Here is a 20,786-nt window from a genome sequence, read left to right as displayed (position 1 = left end):
CAAACAATATCCTTCAACCTTTGGCACGTTTTAACATGCTTACAGCTAAAAAACAGTTGTTCAGGGATTTACCCCTATTCTTTAAAATAGATCGATGGTTTCGCCTACATTAAAACCACCGCCTTCTTTACCCTTTGGCTTATCTTCTTTGGTCTGTTCTGGCTTTGGAGCATCTGACTTCGGTGCTTCAGTTTTCACCTCATTTTGGTCAACTGCTTTTGGCGTTGGGCTTTGGTCAGGATTATCCGCTTGTGTTTTGGCCTCCGACTTGTTGGCCTTCGCCTTATCCTTGCTGTTCAGCAAAGTCACTTTTTTCACTGAATGTTGAGAAATTTTATTCCCCATGGCCTTCCAGCCTTTCACATCAATCACCATGTCCAAATCAACAGTCATGGTTTGTCTTTCCTTAGCCCCTTTCACTGTGTAAGTTACCTCCACTTGAGGCTGCGGCACTGTAGTGGCTAAAAGCAACTTGGCTCCTTTATCTTCGCTTATGAAACCAAATTTTTTATCCATTGTGCTGGTTTCAATTTGAAAACGTTTTACCAAATGATATTGGGCATCGGGATCGTAGTGAATAGCCGAAATAACACCTTCTGGATCGAACTTTTCAATCAGCATAATTTTACCTGCTTCGTAGCGATTGGTCAACTCAAATGAAGTGAGCTCATATTCTCCGGTATCGTAGATCACCAAAATTTTATCCTCACTTTGGAAATTGCCTAAATGGGTTCCGCGTTCATCTCGATTAATACGCCCTATTGAATCATCGTACCAAATGTCTAAACCACCCAAAGTAGATTTACCTTCCATTTTGAGTTGAATTTTGCGCACGGGGTATCTGGTTGCTATATTTCCTCCAGCACCTCTTCCCTTGATCTCAATTTCAGAAAAATCAAAGTCGAACACTTTGACTCTCGCTTTGCAACCAGAGGTAAGGTAGATCGTTACAAGCTCAGCTTCGCCATTTGGATTGGCGGTAAAGTAAAGCACTTTTGATCCTCGTTCACCTTTCGTGAGGTCATATTCCTTGTCGCGGGTAACGCCCAACACTTGGAATCGCTTAACCATACTTCGGCCAGTTTTTCCATCGAGGTAAATCATATTATATACCATGCGTTCGTCATTCTTATTGAACACAGCCACATGAATAATATCTTTACCTACAAATATTTTGTCAGAGATTCGAACCACCTGGAATTTCCCATCCTTACGGAATACGATGACATCATCAATATCGGAGCAATCGCAAACAAACTCGTCCTTTTTCATTCCGTAACCGATAAAACCCTCGGCACGGTTTACATAGAGCTTGGCATTATTGGCCGCTACAACGGTTGCTGCAATACTTTCGAATGACTTGATTTCTGTTTTACGCTCCCTGCCCTTCCCGAATTTTTCTAGTAATTTTTCGTGGTAAGCAATCGCATACTCTACCAGGTTAGCCAAATTATATTCTACCTCAGCCAGTTCATCTTGAAGACGTTTCATCAATTCATCAGCTTTAAAAGCATCGAATTTTGAAATTCGTTTGATCTTGATTTCCGTAAGTCGAACGATATCCTCTTCAGTAATTTCACGATAGAAATCAGGCTTAAATGGATCTAAACCTTTATCGATTGTAGCAATTACAGCCTCCCAAGTTTCACATTCTTCAATATCGCGGTAGATTCTATTTTCAATAAAAATCTTTTCTAATGAAGAGAAAAGAAGCTTTTCGAGGAGTTCGCCTTTTCTAATTTCAAGCTCTCGTTTTAATAAATCTACCGTCTGATTGGTGCAAATTTTCAGTACCTCTGTAACCCCAATAAAATGAGGCTTGTCTTCAATAATTACACAGCAGTTTGGTGAAATACTCACCTCGCAATCGGTAAATGCATAAAGTGCATCAATGGTAATATTAGGCGACTGACCTGGTGCCAATTCGATGTAGATCTCTACATCTTCGGCAGTGTTATCTACTACCTTTTTAATCTTGATTTTCCCTTTGTCGTTGGCCTTAATAATCGAGTCAATCACGCTCGTTGTTGTTGTTCCGAAGGGAATATCTTTAATAATTAGGCTCTTCTTATCTTCTTCATGAATTTTGGCTCTTACCTTAATTTTACCACCTCGCAAACCATCGTTGTATTCTGAGAAATCGGCCATACCACCCGTAGGGAAATCAGGGTACAGCTTTACATTTTTACCCTGCAATACCTTAATAGTGGCTTGAATAAGCTCAATAAAATTGTGTGGAAGAATTTTGGTAGAAAGGCCTACTGCGATTCCCTCAACCCCCTGCGCCAAAAGCATTGGGAATTTAACAGGCAATGTAACCGGCTCCTTTTTACGTCCATCATAAGAAAGCTGCCAGTTGGTAGTTTGTGGGTTGAAAACAACTTCTAACGCAAATCTAGAAAGCCTGGCTTCAATATACCTTGCCGCAGCTGCACTGTCACCTGTACGGATATCGCCCCAGTTTCCTTGAGTTTCAATCAGTAAATCTTTCTGACCTATGTTTACAATGGCATCACCAATGGAAGCATCTCCATGCGGGTGATACTGCATGGTTTGTCCAATTACGTTGGCCACTTTATTGAAACGACCATCGTCCATCTCCTTCATGGCATGGAGAATCCTACGTTGCACAGGTTTATAACCATCCTCAATGGCCGGCACAGCCCTTTCTAAAATTACATACGAAGCATAATCGAGAAACCAGTCTTCGTACATGCCAGAAACCGGCCTTACTTCCTGTAGCCCTCTCTCCTCTCCGTTGTTCAATTCTTCAGTATTCTCAGTCATTTATTTATGGTATTCTTTTTAACCGCAAAGTGCGCAGAGAACCGCTAAGGGTTAAAGGTTATTTACTACTCTTTTTACTCCGTCTTTAAGCAATAAGGAATTAAAGTTAATTAAAAGTCCAAGTTTCAAATTTGAAAGTTTAAGGTAAGTAAGTACTTGTGCTAAATGAATCTCATTTAACTTTTGAACTGATTTCACCTCAATAATTACAGTTTCATCTACAACTAGATCAAGCCTATAGCCACAATCTAGTTCAATACTATCATAGACTATTGGCATTGCTTTTCTAATTCAACCTTGTAGTCCATCAATCTCAACTCGTGACATAAGCAAGATTGGTAAACCGATTCCAATAAACCAGGCCCCAAAGCCTTATGGACTCTAATTGCTGCTCCAATTACATCGTTCGATATAATATCCTCAATAGTCATTCTTCGCGTCTCTTTGCGTTCATTGCGGTTAAAAAATCGTTAAACAGTTTCTGTCACCAAGTCCTTCTCAACTTTTAGGCGGTCGATGATGAAGTTTTGACGATCTGGTGTGTTTTTACCCATATAGAACTTAAGCAACTCCTCAATGCTGGTATCCTTTCTTAGAATGATAGGTTCTAAACGCATTTCGGCATTAATAAAGCCTTTGAATTCTTCGGGCGAAATTTCCCCTAAACCTTTGAATCGTGTGATTTCAGGTTTATTGCCAAGCTTAGCCACAGCCGTCTGCTTTTCTTCTTCGCTATAGCAATAAATTGTTTCCTTCTTATTTCGAACCCTAAACAAAGGTGTTTCTAAAATATAGACATGACCTCTTCTTACTAAATCAGGAAAAAACTGAAGGAAATACGTAAGGAGTAACAGACGAATATGCATTCCGTCTACATCGGCATCGGTGGCAATTACGATTTTATCATAGCGTAAACCTTCTAGTCCATCTTCAATATTTAGTGCATGTTGAAGAAGGTTAAACTCTTCATTTTCATACACTACCTTTTTAGAATATCCGTAACAGTTTAAAGGCTTTCCTCTCAAACTAAATACGGCCTGAGTTTGCACATTTCTAGATTTTGTAATTGAACCACTGGCAGAATCCCCTTCGGTAATGAACAATGTAGTCGCGTTTCTCAAGTCATCATCACCCTTCTTATCATCGAGGTGAATACGGCAATCTCTAAGCTTTTTATTATGTAGATTGGCCTTCTTTGCCCTTTCATTCGCCAATTTCTTAATTCCTGCTATCTCCTTTCTTTCACGTTCTGACTGAAGAATTCTCTTTAGTAGCAGGTTAGCAGTGTCTGGGTTTTTGTGTAAAAAATCGTCAAGTGCTTTTTTAACAAAGTCGTTTACAAAAGTTCTCATGGTTGGGCCATCAGGCGCCACATTTTGTGAACCTAGTTTGGTTTTGGTCTGCGACTCGAAAACAGGTTCTTGTACCCTAACGGCAATCGCACCTACGATAGAGGCGCGAACATCGGTGGCTTCAAAGTTCTTGTTATAGAATTCTCTAACGGTTTTCACAACAGCTTCTCTAAAAGCCGCTTGATGCGTTCCCCCCTGAGTGGTATATTGCCCATTTACAAACGAATAGTAATCCTCACCATACTGATTGCTATGCGACATAGCGATTTCAATGTCTTCTCCCTTAAGGTGAATAACAGGATATCTTAAACTGTCGGCATTGGTTTTTCTTAAAAGCAGATCGTAAAGCCCTTTTTCTGAATGGTATTTAGTTCCGTTGAAATTTATAGTGAGTCCAGCGTTCAAGAAACTGTAGTTCCAAATCAAATCATCGAGGTATTCTGGAATGAAATGGTAATTTTTGAAAATGGTATCATCGGGCCTGAAAACGATCAGGGTTCCGTTTCGGCCACTGCTCGTTGTTTCGGGTTCATCATTCTTAATTTCTCCCCTTTCAAATTCGGCTACTTTGGTGCGGCCATCGCGATAAGATTGTACCTTGAAAAAACTAGAAAGTGCATTTACGGCTTTTGTACCCACTCCGTTAAGTCCAACAGACTTTTGAAAAGCACCACTGTCATATTTACCACCCGTGTTGATTTTTGAAACGCAATCGACCACTTTACCGAGCGGAATACCACGACCGTAATCGCGGACTTCCACCTTAAGTTCAGATACTTTCACATCGATGGTTTTACCAAAGCCCATCATGTGTTCGTCAATACTGTTATCGATTACTTCTTTTACTAGTACATAAATTCCATCGTCTTGGGCACTACCGTCTCCCAATTTACCGATGTACATTCCTGGTCTAAGTCTGATATGTTCTTTCCAATCGAGGGACCGAATACTATCCTCGGTGTAGTTTGCTACTTCATTCGCCATTCAAAAACTCCAATAAGATTCAAGTAGAAATTCTGTACTGTTCCGCACAAATTAAGGCGGAAGTTAAAATATAAAAACTAAAAAGTCACTATTGACTTTGCCCTATAAAAACCTTAAAACAGTTTAAGGAATTGAAAGTCAAGTAAAGATAAATATGAGGTGAGTTATTTTTATCTTTTAGTTTCTTCGTACCGAAAGAATTTTAACCAAGTAGAAAAACCAAAACACCAACAGGATTGGCCCTATATAAAGATAAATGCTTAAAACATCTAGTTTGAGTTCGTTCATATTCATGTAGCCTATGAAGAATACAATTGTGGTGAACATGATATTCAGGATTCCGGCAAAACCTCTTACCCATGTGATTATATCTGTTTTAAGTCCTTTATTTCGAATCCCAACACCTTCATCTGAGGTCTTAATTTTCTTAAGCACTTTGATAAATGACACACAGATTACATTGGCCACCAGAAAGATAATTACACTTGAAAAAAAGAAAGTGTTTCTATCTACAAGTTGTAGGGCCGACCCATCACCATCGAACCTATAAGAGACCTGACCTGCCAAAGAAGCATAAGCCCAGATAAGGGCGGCCAAAAAGGTGAGATAACTTGCCGTTCTTATAAACCCAACTAACTTGTCCATTCGATTTTAATTTGGCGCGAAGATAACAATTGTTATCATTTAAGGCATGGATATCAGCGTATATTGACTGTATTCATTCAGAATTTAATTACTGAAAACAAAAAGGAAACCTTCTGAATAATTTACATGTTGGTACATCTAAATAAGAAATTATGAGCAACTCTATTCTATCCGTACAAGCTTTGACATTCCCATGGCAAACAAGCGATCCCTTTCTTTTCTGTGCTTTTCATAAAGACAATTACCCAAAAGGGAATGGTCAAATGGGACCAAATGCAAACCTTTCAGGGAGGAACTTAGGTTCGGACTTTGCAGGAAAGGATGGCTGGAGTATGTACCACGGGCAAAACGTACCTGGTTTTCCTGCTCACCCCCATCGTGGTTTCGAAACCGTAACCATAGCAGAAAAAGGATTAGTAGATCATTCCGATTCACTTGGTGCTGCTGGCCGATTTGGTAACGGTGATGTACAATGGATGACGGCTGGCAAAGGTGTTCAGCATTCAGAAATGTTTCCATTGCTGAATGAAACTGAGGAAAATCCTTTGGTGCTTTTTCAGATTTGGTTGAATCTGCCAAAAGCCAATAAAATGGTGGAGCCGCATTTCGCTATGCTTTGGCACGAAGACATTCCCGTTTTCAATCATATCGACTCTCAAGGAAACACAACCAAGGTGAATGTCATCAATGGTAAGATTGGGAACTATACATCACCCTCTCCTGCACCAGATTCTTGGGCAGCCAACCCTGAAAACGAAGTAGCTATTTTAACAATTGTGTTGTCTCCGAATGCGGAGTGGCAATTACCAACGGCTTCAGCTGGGGTCAATAGAAGTTTGTATTTCTACGCTGGTGAAGACATGGAAATAGATGGAAGCACCGTGAAAAGAGGCAACATGATTAAACTAGACCCTACAAAAGCCACAACGCTACTGAATGGAAAAGAAGAGTCTAAACTGTTGATGTTGCAAGGAAAACCAATAGGCGAACCAGTAGCACAATACGGTCCGTTTGTAATGAATAGTAATGCAGAAATTCAGCAGGCCATGAATGAATACCAAAACACTCAATTTGGTGGTTGGCCTTGGGCTAAACACGATCACACCCATGAGCAAGGGAGAGGTCGCTTTGCCTTACATGCAGACGGAAGAGAAGAAATAAAGTAGAAAAAGAGGTGTAATTTAAACCTCCCAGTCTTTCTTATGATTACTTACTTTCTTGTTAGGAAGAATAGATGGCGAAATGATGGCAAATACAAAAAGGGCCAATACAAAACCGATAATCAACATAGCTTTTTAATTTGATGCGAAATTGGTGAATTCTTCTTTATAAGGAAAGTAGAATTTAAGTTTATTCACCTCACGAAATCAAATTTGTTATCACCGTGTTCTTCTTTAGTTTTGGCGGATGTCTACACTCGAACAAGTCCGAATTAACTTTAGCAATGACAGCGTTGGCCTTCTGAATTTTTGTCTAGGGTTTATCATGTTTGGCGTTGCCCTAAACCTTAAAAAAGACAACTTCATTAGCCTCATCAATAACAAAAAGGCTGTTTTCACTGGTTTGGCAAGTCAGTTTATCCTGCTTCCGGCTTTCACCTTTTTATTGATCTTTTTAATTAAGCCCCATCCGGGATTGGCCTTGGGAATGATTTTAGTAGCTGCCTGCCCTGGTGGTAATGTTTCTAATTTCTATTCAATGGTAGGAAAGGGAAATATCGCATTATCTGTTACGCTTACAGCAATTGCTACCGTTGTTGCTGCATTTGCTACTCCATTTAACTTTAGTTTTTGGGGTAATTTATCGCCAGAAACATCTGAAATCATAAAAAGCATAGGCCTGAGTTTTACAGACATGTTTAAAACGGTATTTCTGATTTTAGTATTTCCCCTCCTGCTTGGACTGCTTGTAAGTAGCAAAGCACCCAAAATTGCAGGCATGATAGAAAAACCTGTAAAAGTAATTTCCTTTGTTATCCTAATGGCTTTTATTGCAGTTGCTACTGTAGATAACTTAGATGTTTTCAAAAACTACATTCATTATGTAGTTGCGCTGGTATTACTCCACAACCTGATGGCTCTAGGAATTGGTTATTTCACTGGAAAGCTCTTCAAAAATAACGAACAGGACTGCAGAACAATTTCTATAGAAACCGGGGTTCAAAATGGAGGTCTTGCGCTGGTGCTCATCTTTAATTTCTTTGACGGAAATGGACCAATGGCGCTTATTGCTGCTTGGTGGGGTGTTTGGGATATTTTCTCTGGCTATATCATCGCCTCGCTTTTTGCCTACCGTTCAAAGCGTTCAACAAATAAATCAGAACAAGTTATTAATTAAACATATTTAAATACATTCATATTTTAATTAATTAATTTGAATACCCTTCAAACTGTTTAATACTTCTTGTTTCCACCGGGCTTGTTCAGACTTATGCTTTCCATGGTTACTTTCCCTATCATACCGTCTTGAATAAGCATTAAATTCAGCCAAAATACGCTTTATCTCTGCTTTATAAACAGTGGCATTTTTTTCTTGTTTCTGTTGAAGCTTAATGATTTCTTGCTCTATTTTCCTTCTGTAAAGCTCTGCTATATCAAAATGCAATTGTTCATGCCCTAGAAGTTCTAAGTTAGTAGTGTCCGATGTCCAAGAGTGGGGTTTTCTAAAAAGTACTTTGATTTCAAACTCTGGCAACCCATTTCTCATATATCCCTTCACAGAATGTTTTACCATAGTTAAGGCCATACTTCCCTTAAGTCGAATGCGCCTATAAGTGTAATCTTTCCATTCTAACGGACGAGACTCACTCCATTCAATCATTACATCCGCTTCAATTGATTCCTCCAATTGCCCATAAGCAGGTATTCCTAAAGTAATAAAGAAAAACACCCAATACAGCTTTGGCAAACGACTGTTCATACCGAAAACTACTTTAACCATTTAACTTCTCCAATTCATTCAAAGATTGAGGGAAATATTTAGCATTATTTAGCATTCAAAAGTGGACACAGTGTCAACGCGTATAACTGGAATACCACATTTCTGAAATGTATCTGTTATATTAAAACGACATTATTTTTAACATGATTGTTTTAGAAACAGAACGTTTACGTTTAGAAGAAGGTACTCCTGACGATCAAGTATTTATTCTCACTTTATTGAACAGTCCTAACTGGATTGAATTTATTGGTGACCGTGGAATTGAATCGCTAACCGATGCCGAAAACTATATTCATAATACACTAACCAAAAGCTATAAGCAGATGGGGTTTGGGCTGTACAAAGTCATTTTAAAACAAGACAACTCCCCTATTGGTCTGTGTGGGTTTTTGCAGCGCGATTTCCTTGATCATCCTGATATCGGTTATGCGATTCTGCCCAAACACGAAGACAAAGGCTACACTTCCGAAGCGGCCAAAGCCATGCTTGACTATGGAAAAAATAGACTGGGATTTAAGACCATTTTGGCCATTACAAGTTCAAAAAATATCACTTCTCAACGTCTATTACAGAAAATCGGATTGGAAAGACAGTACAACGAAAAGTACACTAAAGAAAGTAACGATTTACTATTCTCTATCAGCTACCGGTGAATTCTACTGAAATCATACTAGCCCAAATCGAAGACATTAATGAACTCAATTGTGTCTCTTTTGCATCTAAAAAGCATTGGGGCTACCCCGAAGAATGGATGGAGCTTTGGAGAGACGACCTCTTACTCACCGAAACTGATTTTGAAAAACAGCAGATTTACAAACTGGTACTGGATGAAAGAATTATTGGCTTTTGCGCCATTCAAGAATCAACCGAAGTTTATGATGTCACGAACCTTTGGGTTGAACCAATGTACATTGGTAATGGTTTTGGTAAACTGCTCTTCTCCTTCTGCATTGAAAAAGTAGTATTCAATAACAAACCCATTATCGTAGAAGCAGACCCCAATGCCGAAGCATTCTATGCCAGTCAAGGCTTTGTCACGTATGCTCAAAAAGAAAGCTTACCCAAAGGTAGGTTTTTACCGCTGATGAAAATGGAGCTCTCTTAATTTTCACACTATCCATATTTTTTGTCAAAATTTGCGTAGCTAAATAACTACATATATATTTGTAGCCAAATAGCTACATAATGAATTTAAGACGAGATGTATTTCAGGCCATAGCCGACCCAACAAGAAGAGCCATTCTTGTTTTGGTGGCCTCACAGTCGATGACAGCAGGCGCCATCGCCTCAAATTTTGATACTGCTAGACCAACGGTTTCAAAGCATTTACAAATTCTAACTGAATGCGAACTTCTAGAGAAAGAGCAAATTGGACGAGAAATCAACTATCATCTCAATCCACAAAAGGTGAAAGAAATCGCAGATTTCATTGAGCCCTTCCGTAAACTTTGGGACGACCGATTCAATAAACTAGAAGCTATAATGAAACAGTATAAAACAGATAATTAAGAACCATGGAATCAAAGACAAAAATCAATGCCCAAGATGGCAAGCAAGATTTAGTGATTACCCGAGAGTTTGATTTGCCTTTGGCCCTACTTTTTAAAGCTTATGAAATCCCTGAAATAGTCGAACAATGGATGGGTACAAAAGTACTGAAGCTTGAAAACAAGAACCATGGCAGTTATCAGTTTGAAACCACTGCCCCTAAAGGCAATAAATATGGTTTCAATGGCACAATCCATGAATTTATTTTAAACCAAAAAATCACCCGAACATTTGAAATGGAAAGTGCCAATTTCGGAGTACAATTAGAGTTTCTGGAGTTTGAAGAACTCACTAATAACACCAGCAAACTCACTATGCATGTGGTTTACAGATCTGTCGAAATTAGGGATCAGATACTCCAATTGCCATTTGCTCAAGGGTTAAACATGGCCCATAATCGACTACAAGAAATTGCCAAAACTTTAAAATAAGCACACATGAAAAAAAGAAACAAAATCGTCTTCTGGGTTTCTACCATTTGGCTTTCATTAGGAATGCTCTCTACAGGAATTGTACAGCTCATTAGAATGGAAGAAGAAGTAGATATGATAACTAACTTGGGTTATCCCATATACTTTTTAACCATACTCGGAATCTGGAAGATATTGGGAGTAACCGCTGTGCTTCTTCCCAAATTCCCAGTAATTAAAGAATGGGCTTATGCAGGATTTTTCTTTGCCATGTCAGGTGCAGTAATTTCACATATCGCTGTTGGAGATAGTGTTAAAGAGCTTTTTGGGCCTACATTACTCATAGTACTAACCGTAATTTCTTGGTATTTTAGGCCAGTAGAATGAAAAATTGTTTCTTGAATTCTAAAGTAAAATTATGAATCCCGAAGTCGATTGGTTTTTCGAAAAAGATACTAAGTGGCAGGCTGAGTATAAACATTTGAGAAATATTGTACTCGAATGCGGCTTAACAGAAGAGTTGAAATGGGGATGTCCTTGTTATACATTTAAGGGGGCTAACATTGTTTTGATTCATGGATTTAAAGAGTACTGTGCCTATTTATTTCACAAAGGTGTGTTACTAAAGGACACTGAAAAGATTCTCATTCAGCAAACGGAGAATGTGCAATCGGCACGCCAGATTCGTTTTACAAGCCTTGAAGAGATTACAGAAAAAGAAACTATTTTGAAAGCCTATATCTATGAAGCCATCGAAGTAGAAAAAGCTCGATTGAAAGTTCCTTTAAAAGAGACTTCTGAGTTTAACATGCCAGAAGAGTTTGAAAAGGCATTAAATGAAAACCCCGATTTAAAAACAGCATTCGAAGCCCTAACCCCAGGACGACAAAGAGGATATCTACTCCATTTTTCTCAGCCCAAGCAATCAAAAACCCGAGAGGCCAGAATAGAAAAATGTAAGCCAATGATATTCGAAGGCAAAGGTTTGAATGATCGGTAAATTCCATTTATACAATACTTGAACAGCATGAATACTAATGTTGACCTATATTTTACCGAGGGTTGTGGCCGCTGCCCACTAGGTGGCACTCCCGATTGTAAAGTCAATCGTTGGCCGCAAGAGTTAAATCAACTGAGAAGGATTGTTCTAGACTGTGGACTCACCGAAGAATCGAAATGGGGTGTTCCATGCTACATATTTCAGGGAAACAATATTGGGGTGATAAGCGCATTTAAAGAATACGCTTCACTTAGCTTTTTCAAAGGGGCGTTGCTTGAAGATACAAATGGCATTTTAGATAAACCCGGAGAAAACACCCAAGCGGCTCGTCTAATAAAATTCACCAATGCGTGTCAAATCATGGAAATGGAGCACATTCTAAAGGCTTATATCTATGAGGCGATTGAAATAGAAAAGGCTGGATTGAAAGTGGAGCTAAAAAAGACAGCTGAGTATAACATGCCAGCAGAATTTCAAAAGGCATTGGACGAAAACCCTGATCTAAAAACAGCATTCGAAGCCCTAACCCCAGGGCGACAACGAGGGTACTTACTCCATTTTTCTCAACCCAAGCAATCCAAAACCCGTGAGTCAAGAATAGAAAAATGTACTCATAGGATATTTGAAGGTAAGGGCTTGAATGATCGGTAAACAATTGTTAATCAAAATGAAAGCCATCTGAACATTTAAAAGGGCTATAAATTTCAGAAAGACTGCTACCCTCAATTCTAATAAATTCCTTATGTTTAAAAAATAAGTTAACCCAACTACTCTTAAATGACTACTACAAAACCACCGTATTCAGGACTCACTTATTTTCTAGCACTGTTAAGCTGTGTGCTTTTCTTTTTTGGAGGCATAGCTATAGTATTCGCTGTCATCGCTTTTTTTATGGCCAAAAAGGCCCTGAAACTAAATGAAGAGCAACCTGAGGTGTATGCTAATATTCGTCAAATCAAGAAGGCAAGGGTATTTGCTATTATTGGTATTATCTTAAACCTAATCATTGTAGGGGTTACTATTTGGACACTATATACAATTGGTTGGGAAGCTTGGTCTGAAGAGTTTGTCAGAAGATGGAACGAAGGGCTTCAGAATCGTTAATTTTTCAATCCAAAGAACATGAAGACTCAGTTGGTTCACTAATAGGCCCTAATTGAATTCTCGGTGGACAATACTAAAATTCGAAACAAATGATGTGGAATTCCTTATCGTGAAATATCTTCCCACATCAACTCCGCAGTACGGGACGAAGCACCTGGACCGCCCATCTTGACTTCCAGTTCATCATAATCTTTCAGTATTTGCACTCGCCTATCCCCTTCTAAAATCAGGTTCAGCTCCTTAACCATTCGCTTTTCATTAAGGTCGCTTTCAATAAGTTCCTGCACGGCCATTCGGTCTAAAATCAAATTGACCATACAGATATATTTGATCTTAACAATTCCTGATAATAAATGATAGGTTACATAGCCGGGCTTATAACACACCACTTGTGGCACACGAAATAAGGCAGTTTCCAAAGTAGCAGTTCCTGAAGTCACCAAGGCGGCTGTGGCGTTGTTGAGAATATCATAAGTACGACTGAAAATGATTTTCACATCGGTATCCAAATAGGTTTTGTAAAAGCTCAAATCAATGGTTTCTGAACCGGCAATTACAAACTGGTAATCTGGAAAATGCTTGACCACTTTGAGCATAGCAGGCAGCTTCGTTTTTATTTCTTGTTTTCTGCTGCCCGGCAATAGGGCAATAATAGGTTTTTCAGAAAGGTTGAATTCCTTCCTCAGTTCGTCCGAACCTAACAAACTAGGCTTACGCTGTTCCATAACATCCAAAATCGGATGACCAACATAATCTACATCATAGCCATAAGACTTATAAAACTCCTTTTCGAATGGAAGGATAGCAAAAACCCTGTGGCACCATTGGTGAATGGTGTGTACGCGTTTTTGTTTCCATGCCCAAGCTTGTGGAAGAATGTAATAGTAAATTCTAGTAGGAAGTTTTGATAACCGTACATATTTAGCAATACGCAGATTAAAACCCGAATTATCGATCAAAATCAATACATCGGGTTTGAAAGTCATGATATCATTTTCGCAGAGGGTGAAGTTTTTCTTGATGGTTCTGATGTTCCAAAGAACATTGAAAATCCCCATAAAGGAAGAGTCCTTAAAATGCCGCACCATTTCATTGGTTTCCGCTTGCATTTTATCGCCACCCCAAACTCTAAAAAAAGCATCGGTATCGCGCTGCTTTAACTGCTTCATTAAGTTGGCAGCATGCATATCGCCCGAGGCCTCTCCTGCTATGATATAGTATTTCATATTTCAGCTCGAAGTTCTATGTTCTTAAGCAATTATCAAATGTTATTTGCGAGAAGGAGTAGTAAATGATTGATGGATATCGAAATCTTTTAAATAAAAAAGGGCTCCCAAATAGATTTTGAGAGCCCTATGTAAAAGTTAAAGAAGCCTATTTCTTCTTAAGTTCTAATTTTTCATCTTTTGGATTGACCACAATTGGCTTTCCTAAACCTGTATTGTTCAAAAGGTTCAGCTGCGTTTTGCCATCTCCAACTACTACATAAATCAATTTATCTGGATTCATATATTCTCCAATGATCTCTTTTGCATCTTCAGAAGTCATTGACTTTAATCTTTCTTCATCCTTTTTAATGTAGTCCATTGGAAGATTGTAAGTAGAGATATTCTGAAGAATTCCTACCAAGCCTCCAAGAGTTTCATATGATTGCGTGTTACTTCTCAAAATTGAAGTTCTTGTGTTTTCCATGTCTTCTTCTGAGAAATTTTCTCCATAGTTATCAAGTATCTCTTTGAAAAGCTCAACCGACTCTCTAGTTACATTACTTCTTACGCTTGATGAAGCTGTAAACGGTGCTCCATTCATATTTCTACTGAAACCAGAGTAAGCGCCATAAGTATATCCTTTTTCTAATCTTAACTGCTTAAAGAGAATAGAACCAGAACCAGAGCCTAAACGATAATTGGCCACTTCAGCAGCAGCAAAATCTTCATTATCACCATTCATGCTGATGTTGCCAATATTAATCACTGACTGTTTAGCATCTGGATAATCAACAAAATAGATTCTAGAACCTTCGTCTGCAGTTTTAATTTCATACTCAGGGAATTCCACATCTTTTGCTTCCCATTTATCGAACCTCTTTAAAGAAGCCATAACAGTTGGCTCATCTAATGCGCCCACAAAATGGAATGAAGCCAATGATGGTGAGAAGTTCTTATTGTAATAATCTTTCAAATCGTCTAAGGTAATATTGCTAACCGTTTCGGTCGTTCCCGAGGTTGGGTAAGCAAAAATATGATCTTTACCATAAAGCACTTTATTGAAGACGTTCGAAGCAATTGCATTTGGATTTGCAGCACTTTGCTGAATTGAGTTTAAAGCGGATTTTTTAACTCTGTCAAACTCTCCTTCATCCCATCTTGGCTGGAAAAGGATTTCCTCTACCAAGTCCAATACCTTATCATAATTTTTGGCTAATGAGTTACCACTGATGGTGATGTACTCTTTGGAAGCAAAAACACTGATTCTAGCACCTAGTTGGCCGATAGCCTCTTGAAGTTCTAATGCAGTTTTATTGGCCGTTCCTTCCATCAACATGTTATCTAACAAAGCTGCCGTACCAATTTTTGTAGGTTCATCTAAGAACATCCCTCCCTTAATTCTAAGGCTGAACTGCACCATTGGCAACTCATCTTGATAAATATGGAATACTTTCATTCCGTTGGCCAATTGATCATTATTAATGGCAGGAGGATCGAAACTAAGCGTACCTTTTAATGGAGGGGCAACACTTCGGTCAATTTTTGAAGGTGTTTTTTCAAAGGCTACTTCTTGGCTATAAGGGTTTTTTTCAGCGCCTTGAACGATAGCTTCTTCAACAACCGAAGCTTTTTCTGAGCCTTCTAAAACCAAGTGGGTCTGCCCAACGGGCACAAAGCTGGTAGCTAAGTAGTTTTTATCTTTAACGTACTTGTTATACACTCTCATGATGTCCTCACGAGTCACATTTTGAGATTTCTCCAAATCTTCAACAATGAAACCAGGATCGCCTGCAAAAGTATTGTACTGAGCCAAAGACGATGCTTTACCAAATACACTTGACATACCATTATAAAAGCCTGTTTCTTGACCGATTTTGATTCTTGCTAAGTCAGCGTCAGAAAAGCCTTCCGATTCAAACCTTTGTAAACCTTCAAAAATGGCAGCTCTCAAGTCATTCAAATTCACGCCATCAAAAGCCCTAGACCCAATCGAAAATGTTCCAGCGATTTCAGCTGAAGAATTATAAGCAAAAACACTAGGCGCCAACTTCTTCTCTTCAACAATTACCTTATACAAAGCAGACTTCTTTCCGTCAGTTAATACCTGTCCAAGCATATTTAAAGCCCAATAATCTGGATGATATTGTTCTACGGTTGGCCATGTCATTTGCAAATCTGGTAGGTTCGCAAACTTGTCTTCGTGGTAGAATAATTTAGTTTGGTCAAGAACAGCTGGTTGTGGCTCTATCGCTTCTATTTCAGCTCTTGGCTCAAATTCGCCAAAGTATTTTTCTACTAGTGTTTTAACTTCAGCTTCATCCACATCACCAGCAATTACTAAAGTAGCATTGTTTGGGCCATACCATTTATTGTAAAATTCTTTAACATCGGCAACGGTGGCGTTTTGTAAATCTTCTAAACTTCCAATCACATCCCAGCTATAAGGGTGTCCTTCAGGGTAAAGGTTTTTCAGTTTCACATATTCTTTGTGGCCATATGGTCTGTTGTCAACACCTTGTCTTTTTTCATTCTTTACTACTTGCTTTTCGTTTTCAAGTCCCCAGTCAGAAATAGTATTGATAAAGAACCCCATTCTATCAGATTCCATCCAAAGCATTTGCTCTAAAGCATCGCTCGGCACTGTTTCATAATAGATGGTTCCGTCAGTCCAAGTTCCTCCATTAAAGGTTCCTCCTAAGTCGTTTACGTTTTTAATAAAGTTTCCAGCCCCTACGTTTTCTGAGTTTTGGAAAAGCATGTGTTCAAAAAAGTGAGCAAAACCAGTTCTTCCTGGCTTTTCACGATTAGAACCCACATGGTACAATACCGCTACTGCCACTTTAGGGTCAGAGTTATCTTTATGAACTACCACCTCTAGACCATTGTCTAGTGTGTATTTATCATAATCCAATTTAAATTCTGCGCTCTCTTTTTCTTCTCCACCACCTGTACAGGCGGAAAGAACAAATACGAGCGACAAGAATGCTACAAGTCGATGTTTCAATAGTGTTTTCATAGAATAAGTTAATTTCAGAGAATAAAGCTAGTAATTTAAACTTCTCTAAATCAAGCAGTTTAACTTTTATCGGTAATTTTTATTGAATTTATTTTCGTCAAAATAAAAAAGGCCAAGTGTAAACTTGACCTTTGTACCGGATAATATTTAAAAAAATCATTAATGTAGGGCTATTAATCAACTTCAATGGTCTTTGCCCACACAATAGGCAATGCTGGACGGTTTTTCTTCATCCACCAAACGGCATAGTCTGCACCTGATTTAGAGTAATAAGTTTCAATATAAACGTAGTATTTCTTTTCAACATCATCGTAAAAAACACCCGCATCTTTATAGTCAGGCTTTACTTTTTTGAGCAAATCGTCAGCATTGCTTTTTGCTGGATACTGCCCTACTACAATAATAAAATTTTTGGCAACTTCAATTTCATCAGGATTTACATCGGCAGCATTAACCGCTAACGGAGCCAACAATCCAAAACACAGCATTAGCATTAATATCTTTTTCATAAGCATCGTTTTCTGTGGATAAAAATAACTATTTCAAAAATTAATAAAAAAACCCGTCAATAAATAACGGGTTTAATTTTTAATTATGGTAATGAAGACGGAAAAACGTCTTGTTCTTGTTAATTCTTTTTGATTACAATAGCATCAACAGACTTCTGCTTTACTAAATCATTAAAGGCGGGCAAATCGCTTTGCATGATCGTTTTCAACTTGGCTAATTCAGCATCTATTTGCTTGGTAAGCTCCACACGAACTTCTTCAGCTTGAGCCGTTGGTGGGTAATGGCCACTTCCGACTACACCGTTTAATGCTGCAAGTTTGTTGTTCAACCTAATGGGGAAGTTCAAAGGATCTTGACCTGATTCATTTTTGGTTTGATAAAGTGCTTCTTCAATTTTAGTCATTTTGTCCATTAAGGCTTTACCCGCATCTACTACTTCTTTATAGCGATCTTCACCTTTGATTTTAGACATGAGGTCATTCATCTGAGACCTTGCTTCCCTTATGTCTTTAATCGCTCTGTGCGTTTCTGTCAGTTTATCTCTAACGGTTATTAAGAAATCAAACTGACGAACCAATTCCTCATCTGTTGAGCCATAACGAGGATCGGCCAAAAGTTTAAACTTTTGCTCTTGTATCTCATCTCCTACAATCAACTTTGCGGTATATTCTCCTGGAGGCGCCATTGGTCCACGCAATGATCCAGACCACATGATATTCCCTTCGAAGTTCTCAGCATTCTCGAACATCATATTCCAGTTGTAAGAGTTTAATCCAACTTCTGGTCTAAGAGTAGCGGTTTCAATTTTTTCACCATTACGGTAAATTTCCATAGAAACTTTAGTGCCTTTCGCTAATGCTTCTTTTACGTTGTAGTAAATTACCGCCCCACCTGGTTTGTTTTCACCAGAAAGTAAGTTTGCATCCGTTCCTGCTGCCCCCCCCCTTCTTCTGAAACTTGCTCCGATTCTATAAGCATCCATCGGCTTAAACATGTGTACTGATTTGGAAGCTACTTCATCCGAAAGTTGATGAATGATTGTCAGATCATCGATCATCCAAAAAGCCCTACCCTGAGTAGCCGCAATTAGATTATCATCTTTAATGGTAAGGTCTGTAATAGGCACAATTGGTAAATTCATTTGGAAAGGCTTCCAAGTATCTCCATCGTCAAATGAAATGAACATACCGCGTTCCGTTCCTGCATAAAGCAACCCTGCTCGCTTAGGATCGGCTCTAACTACCCTAGTGAAATAATCATTCGGGATTCCTGTGGTGATTTTCGTCCATGTTTTACCGTAATCTTTTGTTCTGTATAGGTATGGTTGGTAATCCCCTAATTTGTATTGTGTTCCTGCAACATATGCCCCACCCTTCACAAACGGATCTGCATCAATACTATTGATCATTAAGTACTTAGGCATGTCTGGTGAAGTTACGTTCTCCCAGTTTTTACCTCCATCTCTAGTAACATGAATTAAACCATCATCAGAACCGGTCCATATTAAATCGTTTTCGTAAGGCGATTCTGTAACGGCAAAAATGGTTGCGTAATACTCCACAGATGTATCATCATAAGTAATCGGCCCACCTGATTTACCCAGCTTGTCTGGTTCTGCTCTTGTTAAGTCCGGACTAATCAATTCCCAACTTTGCCCTTCATTTGTAGAGGCATGTAAATGGTTAGAAGCTGTATAAAGCTTGTTCGGGTTATTTGGAGAAAATACAATCGGGAAGTTCCATTGGAAACGGTACTTATAATCTTCTGCACCATGCCCCATTGGGTTATCTGGCCAAGCATTCACATTTCTACTTATTCCTTTAGTATGATCTTGGCGAATTAAAAGCCCACCATAACTACCTCCATAAACAATCTCGGGATTCTTCGGATCTGGCGCTAAGTGTGCACTTTCTCCTCCAGCTGTGCTTTCCCAATCGTTGTCGGTAATTGCTCCCCCAAAAGACCTGTGGTTAATTCGGACTGTAGAGTTATCTTGCTGTGCACCATAAATTCTGTAAGGAAAATGGTTATCGGTAGTCACTCTATAAAATTGAGCCGTAGGCTGATTGTTATCAGTCGACCAATCATCTCCTCCGTTAAAAGAAACTTGAGCACCACCATCATCTGCAATGGCTAACCTTTCGTTATCTTCAGGAGCAATCCATAAATCATGGTGATCTCCATGAGGTGCATTTCTACCTCTAAAAGTTCTACCTCCATCTGTTGATGTATGATAAGCTACGTTTAATACATATAGTTTGTCAACATCTTTGGTGTCTGCATAAATTCTTGTGTAGTACCATGCCCTTTGGCGTAAGCCTCTATCTGAGTTAACTTTTCTCCAAGTTTCGCCAGCATCATCTGAACGATACACTCCACCATCATTGGCTTCAATCATTGCATAAACACGACTAGGGTCTACTGGAGAAATGGTAACACCGCTAATTCCAATTGGACCTTTTGGCATACCTTGATTCTCAATTATATTCATCCAAGTTTCGCCACCATCAGTTGACTTATAGATTGCCGATCCCTCTCCTCCTGAAGTAAGACTATACGGTGTTCTTCTCACTCTCCATGTACTAGCCATCATAAAATCGGGATTGTTCGGGTCTAGACTAATGTCTACAGCCCCAGCATCTTTGTTTGCAAACAATACACGTTTCCAGTTTTTGCCACCATCCGTAGTCTTATAAATACCTCTGGTTTCAGACGATTTAAACAAATCTCCCATAACTGCTACCCAAACGATATCAGCGTTTTCTGGGTGAATTTTAATTCGACCTACATGCATTCCGTCTTTTAAACCAATGTTCTGCCATGTTTTACCAGCATCGGTAGACTTCCACATGCCTTCAAACCCAGAAGACACATTACCTCTAACTGTTTGCTCTCCTTGCCCTACATAAATCACCTTATTGTCTGATTCGCTTACAGCAACAGCTCCAATGGAACCTCCGAAATAACCATCAGAAATATTCGCCCAGGTTTCTCCTCCGTTCTCAGTTCTCCATACACCTCCTCCGGTGGCTCCCATATAGTAGAGGTTCGGTTTACCTGGAACACCAGTAACTGAAGATGCTCTTCCCCCTCTGAACGGGCCAATAGAGCGCCATTGAATATCGTTATAGATTTGCGCCTGCAAGTCTTGCTTAGGCGGTGGTGGCGGTGTGTTCTTTCGGTTTCTCTGCGCTTGTGTATCAAAGGCAAAAAACACCAAACCGATAAGAACCAACAAGCCAAAATGGTTGATAGTAGTTTTTAATCTGTTCATAGTTGTGG

At 39.1% G+C, this 20,786-nt stretch carries 18 protein-coding genes and 1 pseudogene; 10 read left to right on the top strand and 9 right to left on the bottom strand.

Features of this window, described 5'->3' with window-relative positions; translation table 11 throughout:
• Positions 1 to 81 precede the first annotated feature (81 nt).
• The 4 genes and pseudogenes from MB14_RS11525 to MB14_RS11510 all read right to left on the bottom strand — a co-directional run bounded on the left by MB14_RS11525 (position 82) and on the right by MB14_RS11510 (position 5,768).
• Complete coding sequence (locus MB14_RS11525; RefSeq protein WP_062591732.1) at positions 82 to 2,787, bottom strand: DNA gyrase/topoisomerase IV subunit A; 2,706 nt, start codon at positions 2,785 to 2,787, stop codon at positions 82 to 84.
• A gap of 51 nt (positions 2,788 to 2,838) precedes the next feature.
• Positions 2,839 to 3,218, bottom strand: a pseudogene (locus tag MB14_RS11520) (GxxExxY protein).
• A 39-nt stretch (positions 3,219 to 3,257) separates the two neighbouring features.
• Positions 3,258 to 5,123 carry a DNA topoisomerase IV subunit B gene (locus tag MB14_RS11515; RefSeq protein ID WP_062301759.1) on the bottom strand — a complete coding sequence of 622 codons (1,866 nt, stop codon included), beginning with the start codon at positions 5,121 to 5,123 and terminating at the stop codon, positions 3,258 to 3,260.
• Between the two features lie 177 nt (positions 5,124 to 5,300).
• Entirely contained in the window at positions 5,301 to 5,768 is a 468-nt protein-coding gene (locus MB14_RS11510; protein WP_062591730.1) for a hypothetical protein, read from the bottom strand.
• A 152-nt stretch (positions 5,769 to 5,920) separates the two neighbouring features.
• Here MB14_RS11510 and MB14_RS11505 point away from each other — a divergent pair, with 152 nt between their 5' ends.
• Positions 5,921 to 6,934: a pirin family protein gene (locus MB14_RS11505; RefSeq protein ID WP_062591728.1), complete on the top strand. Its 1,014-nt coding sequence runs from the start codon at positions 5,921 to 5,923 to the stop codon at positions 6,932 to 6,934.
• 241 nt (positions 6,935 to 7,175) lie between these two features.
• Positions 7,176 to 8,105: a bile acid:sodium symporter family protein gene (locus MB14_RS11500; protein ID WP_062591726.1), complete on the top strand. Its 930-nt coding sequence runs from the start codon at positions 7,176 to 7,178 to the stop codon at positions 8,103 to 8,105.
• Positions 8,106 to 8,132: 27 nt separating this feature from the next.
• Here the strand turns inward: MB14_RS11500 and MB14_RS11495 are convergent, their stop codons facing one another.
• Positions 8,133 to 8,708, bottom strand: coding sequence for a DUF922 domain-containing protein (locus MB14_RS11495; protein WP_062591724.1), 576 nt, complete (start codon positions 8,706 to 8,708; stop codon positions 8,133 to 8,135).
• A 143-nt stretch (positions 8,709 to 8,851) separates the two neighbouring features.
• Here MB14_RS11495 and MB14_RS11490 point away from each other — a divergent pair, with 143 nt between their 5' ends.
• From MB14_RS11490 to MB14_RS11455, 8 genes are all read left to right on the top strand, one after another.
• Positions 8,852 to 9,361 carry a GNAT family N-acetyltransferase gene (locus tag MB14_RS11490; RefSeq protein ID WP_062591722.1) on the top strand — a complete coding sequence of 170 codons (510 nt, stop codon included), beginning with the start codon at positions 8,852 to 8,854 and terminating at the stop codon, positions 9,359 to 9,361.
• The gene (locus MB14_RS11485; RefSeq protein WP_062591720.1) at positions 9,358 to 9,813 is read left to right on the top strand and encodes a GNAT family N-acetyltransferase; all 456 of its coding nucleotides are present in this window, start codon (positions 9,358 to 9,360) and stop codon (positions 9,811 to 9,813) included. The genes MB14_RS11490 and MB14_RS11485 overlap by 4 nt, the downstream gene beginning before the upstream one ends.
• A gap of 80 nt (positions 9,814 to 9,893) precedes the next feature.
• Positions 9,894 to 10,217 (top strand): ArsR/SmtB family transcription factor, encoded by a 324-nt coding sequence (locus tag MB14_RS11480; protein WP_062591718.1) that lies wholly within the window; start codon positions 9,894 to 9,896, stop codon positions 10,215 to 10,217.
• 5 nt (positions 10,218 to 10,222) lie between these two features.
• A complete protein-coding gene (locus MB14_RS11475; RefSeq protein WP_062591716.1) occupies positions 10,223 to 10,687 on the top strand; it encodes an SRPBCC domain-containing protein in 465 nt (154 codons plus the stop codon).
• A 6-nt stretch (positions 10,688 to 10,693) separates the two neighbouring features.
• Complete coding sequence (locus MB14_RS11470; RefSeq protein WP_062591714.1) at positions 10,694 to 11,053, top strand: DoxX family protein; 360 nt, start codon at positions 10,694 to 10,696, stop codon at positions 11,051 to 11,053.
• Between the two features lie 31 nt (positions 11,054 to 11,084).
• Entirely contained in the window at positions 11,085 to 11,666 is a 582-nt protein-coding gene (locus MB14_RS11465) for a YdeI/OmpD-associated family protein (RefSeq protein WP_062591712.1), read from the top strand.
• A 27-nt stretch (positions 11,667 to 11,693) separates the two neighbouring features.
• Entirely contained in the window at positions 11,694 to 12,317 is a 624-nt protein-coding gene (locus MB14_RS11460; protein ID WP_062591710.1) for a YdeI/OmpD-associated family protein, read from the top strand.
• A 126-nt stretch (positions 12,318 to 12,443) separates the two neighbouring features.
• Positions 12,444 to 12,770 carry a CCC motif membrane protein gene (locus MB14_RS11455; protein WP_062591708.1) on the top strand — a complete coding sequence of 109 codons (327 nt, stop codon included), beginning with the start codon at positions 12,444 to 12,446 and terminating at the stop codon, positions 12,768 to 12,770.
• 104 nt (positions 12,771 to 12,874) lie between these two features.
• On the opposite strand, the gene lpxB is transcribed toward MB14_RS11455, so the two are convergent.
• From lpxB to MB14_RS11435, 4 genes are all read right to left on the bottom strand, one after another.
• On the bottom strand, positions 12,875 to 13,996 hold the full coding sequence (gene lpxB / locus MB14_RS11450) for a lipid-A-disaccharide synthase (protein ID WP_062591706.1): 1,122 nt from the start codon (positions 13,994 to 13,996) through the stop codon (positions 12,875 to 12,877).
• 148 nt (positions 13,997 to 14,144) lie between these two features.
• Positions 14,145 to 16,994, bottom strand: coding sequence for a M16 family metallopeptidase (locus tag MB14_RS11445; protein WP_062591705.1), 2,850 nt, complete (start codon positions 16,992 to 16,994; stop codon positions 14,145 to 14,147).
• 173 nt (positions 16,995 to 17,167) lie between these two features.
• On the bottom strand, positions 17,168 to 17,503 hold the full coding sequence (locus tag MB14_RS11440; protein WP_132644005.1) for a hypothetical protein: 336 nt from the start codon (positions 17,501 to 17,503) through the stop codon (positions 17,168 to 17,170).
• Positions 17,504 to 17,622: 119 nt separating this feature from the next.
• The gene (locus tag MB14_RS11435; protein ID WP_062591700.1) at positions 17,623 to 20,778 is read right to left on the bottom strand and encodes a WD40/YVTN/BNR-like repeat-containing protein; all 3,156 of its coding nucleotides are present in this window, start codon (positions 20,776 to 20,778) and stop codon (positions 17,623 to 17,625) included.
• Positions 20,779 to 20,786: the final 8 nt, after the last annotated feature.

It is taken from the genome of Roseivirga ehrenbergii (genome assembly GCF_001593005.1).
Lineage (GTDB): Bacteria > Bacteroidota > Bacteroidia > Cytophagales > Cyclobacteriaceae > Roseivirga > Roseivirga ehrenbergii.
The sequence above is the reverse complement of the archived record's forward strand: the minus strand, read 5'-3'. Positions and strand labels throughout refer to the sequence as shown.